The organism is Pseudomonas sp. (assembly GCF_037994325.1).
Lineage (GTDB): Bacteria > Pseudomonadota > Gammaproteobacteria > Pseudomonadales > Pseudomonadaceae > Aquipseudomonas.
On sequence record NZ_JBBNAH010000563.1, the window covers coordinates 1 to 5,241 of the forward strand.

General features: G+C 59.4%; 4 protein-coding genes. 1 reads left to right on the forward strand and 3 read right to left on the reverse strand.

All coding sequences use genetic code 11. The features are described 5' to 3' along the window. Window positions 1–159: 159 nt before the first annotated feature. Genes AAAB16_RS18800 through AAAB16_RS18810 form a run of 3 tightly spaced genes read right to left on the reverse strand, consistent with a single transcriptional unit; the run spans window position 160 to window position 4,014 of the window. On the reverse strand, window positions 160–1,482 hold the full coding sequence (locus AAAB16_RS18800; protein WP_340664698.1) for an FAD-binding oxidoreductase: 1,323 nt from the start codon (window positions 1,480–1,482) through the stop codon (window positions 160–162). Window positions 1,483–1,536: 54 nt separating this feature from the next. After that, a complete protein-coding gene (locus AAAB16_RS18805; RefSeq protein ID WP_110618711.1) occupies window positions 1,537–2,628 on the reverse strand; it encodes a polyamine ABC transporter substrate-binding protein in 1,092 nt (363 codons plus the stop codon). Between the two features lie 27 nt (window positions 2,629–2,655). Then, entirely contained in the window at window positions 2,656–4,014 is a 1,359-nt protein-coding gene (locus AAAB16_RS18810; RefSeq protein ID WP_340664699.1) for a glutamine synthetase family protein, read from the reverse strand. 219 nt (window positions 4,015–4,233) lie between these two features. On the opposite strand from AAAB16_RS18810, the gene AAAB16_RS18815 reads away from it, so the two are divergent. Next, window positions 4,234–5,115, forward strand: coding sequence for a helix-turn-helix domain-containing protein (locus AAAB16_RS18815; RefSeq protein ID WP_340664700.1), 882 nt, complete (start codon window positions 4,234–4,236; stop codon window positions 5,113–5,115). The last annotated feature ends 126 nt before the right edge of the window (window positions 5,116–5,241 follow it).

Genomic DNA, 5,241 nt, shown 5'->3' on the forward strand with positions numbered 1-5,241 from the left:
GCTCAACGGCGATCATCTTCGCGGTTCTTGATGCCGAATCGTCGGGCCGCCGCCTGCGCGGGAATGACGGAGGAATGGCAAAAACATTCGTCGTCCCCGCGCAGGCGGGGACCCAGGTACGCAGAAAGCGCGGTCAAACGCAGGCTTGTTTTCTTGCGTTCAGAACCCGGCAATCTCCCGCAACCGATACCACGACATACCCAACGCCAGCAGCGGCGTGCGCAGCAATTTGCCGCCGGGGAATTTCATATGTGGCACTTGGGCAAACAGGTCAAAGCCGGTGCTGTCTTGCCGGCAAATCGCTTCAGCCAATAGGCGTCCGGCCAGGTGGGTGGTGTTTACGCCATGGCCGGAATAAGCCTGGGCGAAGTACACATTGGTTTCCCCTTTCAGCCGGCCAATTTGCGGCAAGCGGTTCGCGCCAATACCAATGGTGCCGCCCCAGGCGAAGTCGATGCGGGTGTCAGCTAGCTGTGGGAACACCCGCAGCATTTTCGGGCGCATATAGGCGGCGATATCGTGCGGGTCGCGACCGGAGTAATGGCAGGCGCCACCAAAGAGCAAACGGCGGTCAGCGGAGAGGCGGAAGTAGTCCAGGCCAACACGCTGATCACACAGCGCGCGGTTGTCGGGAATCAGCTGCGCGGCCTGGGCTTCACTGAGTTGTTCGGTGCCAATGATATAGCTGCCCGCTGGCAATACGGTGCCGCTAAGCTGCGGGACCAAACCGGCGAGATGGGCGTTGCCACACAACACCAGGTTATTGGCGCGCACCAGGCCCGAGACGGTGTGCACCTTAACCTTGGCGCCGTATTCGATACGCTGCGCGGCGCTGTTTTCAAAAATGCGCACGCCCAGTTTGTGCGCCACGGCGGCTTCGCCGAGGGCCAGGTTAAGCGGGTGCAGGTGGCCAGAACCACTGTCGATCATACCGCCAACAAACACCTTGGAATCGACTACGCGCTGCATCTGGTCTGGTTCGATCAGGGTCAGCTCATGGCCGTAACCCATACGCTCCAGCGCCTGCTTATCCTCAATAAACCCTTGGTAGTGCTGCGGCGTATTGGCCAGGTCGCAGTAACCCCAGGTCAGGTCGCAGTTAATGGCGTACTTGGCCACCCGTTCGCGGACGATTTCCACCGCTTCCAGGCCCAGGCGCTCCAGCGTGGCAACGCCATCGCTGCCAATTTGCCCAGCGAATTTCGACAGGTCATGGCCCACGCCACGAATCAGTTGCCCGCCATTACGACCACTGGCCGCCCAGGCGATTTGCTTGGCTTCCAGCAGCACCACCGACAGGCCGCGCTCGGCCAATTCAATGGCGGTGTTCAAGCCGCTAAAGCCGCCGCCGACCACACACACATCGCAATCCAGCGAGCCGTTAAGCACGGGAAAGTCGATCTGTTTATTGCGCGTGGCGTGGTAGTAGGAGGCGGTGTGGGCAGTCGGCGCCACGCCCGCAAGAGAAGAATTCAACGACATACAGGGCCTATAGCCTGGGGGTGTGCGCCCCCAGGTCATGATGGGACAAACCGATTAGCGACCGGACTTGTAGTTGTTCCACGCGCGGGTGGTCCAGCGCATAACCGCAGGCGGCAGTTCCGAGGAAACGTAGAGTTTCTTCAGCACGTCATCCGATGGGTAGATGGACGGGTTATTGCGGATTTCCGGGTCCATCACCTTATCGGCGGCCTGGTTGGCGTTGGCGTAACCGACAAAGTCACTGACCTTGCTGATCACATCCGGCTTGAGCAGGTAGTTGATAAAGGCATGGGCCTCGTCGATGTTTTTTGCATCGGCGGGAATGGCCAACATATCGAACCACAGGTTGCCGCCCTCTTTGGGTACCACGTAGGCGATCTCGTTGCCGTTGCCGGCTTCTTTGGCCCGGCTCATGGCCTGGAAGGCGTCGCCGGAATAGGCGAAGGCTACGCAGATATTGCCGTTGGCCAGGTCCGCTACGTACTTGGAGGAGTGGAAATAGGTGATATGCGGGCGAATGGCGTCGAGTTTTTTCTGCGCCACTTTGTAGTCTTCAAGGTTTTTGCTGCGCGGGTCGAGGCCCAGGTAGTTGAGCACCGAGGGGTAGATCTCGTCGGGCGAGTCCATAAAGGACACGCCACAGGCTTTGAGCTTCTCGATATTTTCCGGCTCATACAGCACGGCCCAAGAGTCGATGCTATCGACGCCGAGCACTTCCTTGACCTTCTTGACGTTGTAGGCGATGCCGTTGGTGCCCCACAGGTACGGCACGGCAAAGTTATTGCCGGGGTCGTTGGCTTGCAGGCGTTCAAGCAAGGCCGGGCTTAAGTTTTGCAGGTTGGGCAGTTTGCTTTTGTCCAATTTCTGGAACACGCCCGCGCGAATCTGCCGGCTGAGGAAGTGGTTGCTCGGCACGACCACGTCGTAGCCGGTGCGCCCCGCTAGCAGCTTGCCTTCCAGGGTTTCGTTGGAGTCGAACACGTCGTACACCGGGTTGATACCGGTTTCGGCCTTGAAGTCTTTCAAGGTGGTTTCGCCGATGTAGTCGGTCCAGTTGTACACATTGACCACGCCTGCGGCATAGACGCCGCCGCTAAGCAGCAACACGCTGCCCGCCAGCACTGTTTTGATCAGTGATTTGCTCATCGAGTCGTACCTATAAGGTTGTTGTTTTTAAACACTCAACAGCAGGAACTCGCGCTCCCAGGAACTGATGACGCGCTTGTAGTTTTCATGCTCGGCACGCTTCACCGCCACATACGCCGCCGGGAAACGCTGGCCCAGGTATTCCTTGACCATGCTCGATTGCTCCATGCATTCCAGGGCTTGCTCCAGGGTTAGCGGCAGACGCAGATTGCGCCGCTCGTAACCACGACCGACCACCGGCTCGCTGGGGCTTAAGCCTTCGATCATACCCACATAACCGCAGAGCAAGCTGGCCGCCAGGGCCAGATACGGGTTGGCATCGGCGCCCGGCAAACGGTTTTCCACGCGCATATTTTGCGGATCAGACTCCGGCACGCGCAGGCCTACCGTGCGGTTGTCCGCGCCCCACTCCACATTGACTGGCGCCGAGGTGTCGGGCAGGAAACGGCGGAACGAGTTTACGTTGGGAGCGAACAGCGGCAGGGTTTCCGGGATGTACTTTTGCAGGCCGCCGATATGGGCAAGGAAGAGCTCGCTCATGCTGCCGTCTTCGTTGGCAAACACGCTCTTGCCGGTTTCCAGGTCAACCACGCTCTGGTGCAAATGCATGGCGCTGCCCGGCTCGCCGGTCATCGGCTTGGCCATAAAAGTAGCCGCCACGTTATGACGCAGCGCGGCTTCGCGCATGGTGCGTTTAAACACAAAAATCTGGTCGGCCAAGTGCAGCGCATCACCATGACGGAAGTTGATTTCCATCTGCGCGGTGCCTTCCTCGTGAATCAGGGTATCGAGGTCCAGGCCCTGGGCTTCGCACCAGTCGTACATGTCTTCAAACAGCGGATCGAACTCGTTGGTGGCTTCGATGGAATAGCTCTGCCGGCCGGTTTCCTGCCGACCAGAACGGCCCACCGGCGGCTTCAACGGGTAGTCCGGGTCGGGGCTGCGCTCGGTCAGGTAGAACTCCATTTCCGGCGCAACAATCGGCTTCCAATTTTTGGCGGTGTACAGCGCCAGCACTTTCTTGAGGATATTGCGCGGCGACAGGTCGATGGGGTTGCCCATCTTGTCGTAGGTGTCGTGGATCACCTGCGCAGTCGGCTCCAGCGCCCACGGCACCAGGAACACAGCGTTTTCGTCGGGGCGGCAGTGCATATCGATATCGGCGGGGTCGAGCAGGTCGTAGTACACGTCGTCGTCGACAAAGTCGCCGGTCACCGTTTGCAGCAGCACACTCTCCGGCAGGCGCATGCCCTGCTCAGCGAGAAATTTATTGGTTGGGGAGATCTTGCCGCGGGCGATGCCGGAGAGGTCGGAGACCAGGCATTCCACTTCGGTGACTTTGTTGTTATTCAGCCAAGTTTTCAGCTGTTGCAGATCGCCTTTCATAAACCCTCAGGGAGTTGTCTTTGAGGCGTCGATTCTGCGCGGCGGTTTACGGCGCCATCTATCCAGTTTGCGCAGCGCGCGCTGCCACTTTTTGGCGCATGTGGCAATTAGTCGCTCAACTGGCTACCTAAGCTCCGCTAGAGGCTAAACAATCGCCGCGTCAGGCGCGGCCATAATCGGGCTCTTCTACCAACTATCTATAAGCGGCCCGGGGCGCGCATGCCGATCAAGGTTCTGCAAACACTGGATGTGGACCAACAGCGAACGGCCATTGACGGCTGGCACCAGCACTACGCACAAATGTCCGCCGGGCGCTTTCACGGCAGCATCGTGCATGCCCAATGCAACGGCGTAGAAGCCTTTGAAGAGCGGATGAACACCCGCGTCGAGCAACACTTCCACGCCCCCGACAATGCCCTGGTGTTCAGCTTCGACATGGCCGACGGCGCCCTCTACCTACTCAACAGCCAAAGCCAAAACACCTGGATCACCCCCGAGAACTACCGCGAAGTGGCCGTGGTAGTCGACCTCGACTTGATGGGCAAAAGCAGCTGCAGCGACAGCCTGGATGGCCTGCTGCTGACGCCATTGAAATCACAACAAAGCCAAGTATTCAGCTCATGGCTGAGCTATGTCCTGAACAAACTTTCCGCCACCCCGGGCGCCAGCCTGGATGCCAAACTGTCGCGGCAACTGGTCGACGACTGCTTATTTGTTCTCGACAGCTCCTCACGCGAACTGGACCAACAGCGGCAACGCCGCGTAGCCGAAGACCGGCGCATCGTCAGCCAAGTATTCGAACTAGCCAGTGCCTACCCCGAAGACAACTTCAACGTGCTGCAACTGGCCACAGCGGCGGGCGTTACCGTACGGCAACTGCAACACGCCTTCACCCAATTCACCGGCATCACTCCCAGCGCCTGGCTGCGCCTACGCCGCCTCAACGCCGCCCACCGCGACCTGGCCCGCGCGGTGCCAGAAGAAACCACCGTGGCAGAAGTCGCCATGCGCTGGTCGTTCTGGCACTTAGGCCGCTTCTCCGAAGCCTATCGAGCCCTGTTCAACGAACAACCCAAATGCACCCTGCAGCGGCGCGGGTGAACAAAATCAAGCCCCTTCCAAAAGGTCACGATGCTTTTATAGGAACAGCTCCGCGTCGCCCGCAGCCCTCTCCCCTAGCCGGGCGCCCGCTTGCGGGAGAGAGGTTTTTGATCTGGCTGTTGATCC

Bases quoted from the DNA above. Each gene is read 5' to 3' on its own strand.
- AAAB16_RS18800 (WP_340664698.1), bottom strand. From the start codon at position 1,482: ATGTCGTTGAATTCTTCTCTTGCGGGCGTGGCGCCGACTGCCCACACC.
- AAAB16_RS18805 (WP_110618711.1), bottom strand. From the start codon at position 2,628: ATGAGCAAATCACTGATCAAAACAGTGCTGGCGGGCAGCGTGTTGCTG.
- AAAB16_RS18810 (WP_340664699.1), bottom strand. From the start codon at position 4,014: ATGAAAGGCGATCTGCAACAGCTGAAAACTTGGCTGAATAACAACAAA.
- AAAB16_RS18815 (WP_340664700.1), top strand. From the start codon at position 4,234: ATGCCGATCAAGGTTCTGCAAACACTGGATGTGGACCAACAGCGAACG.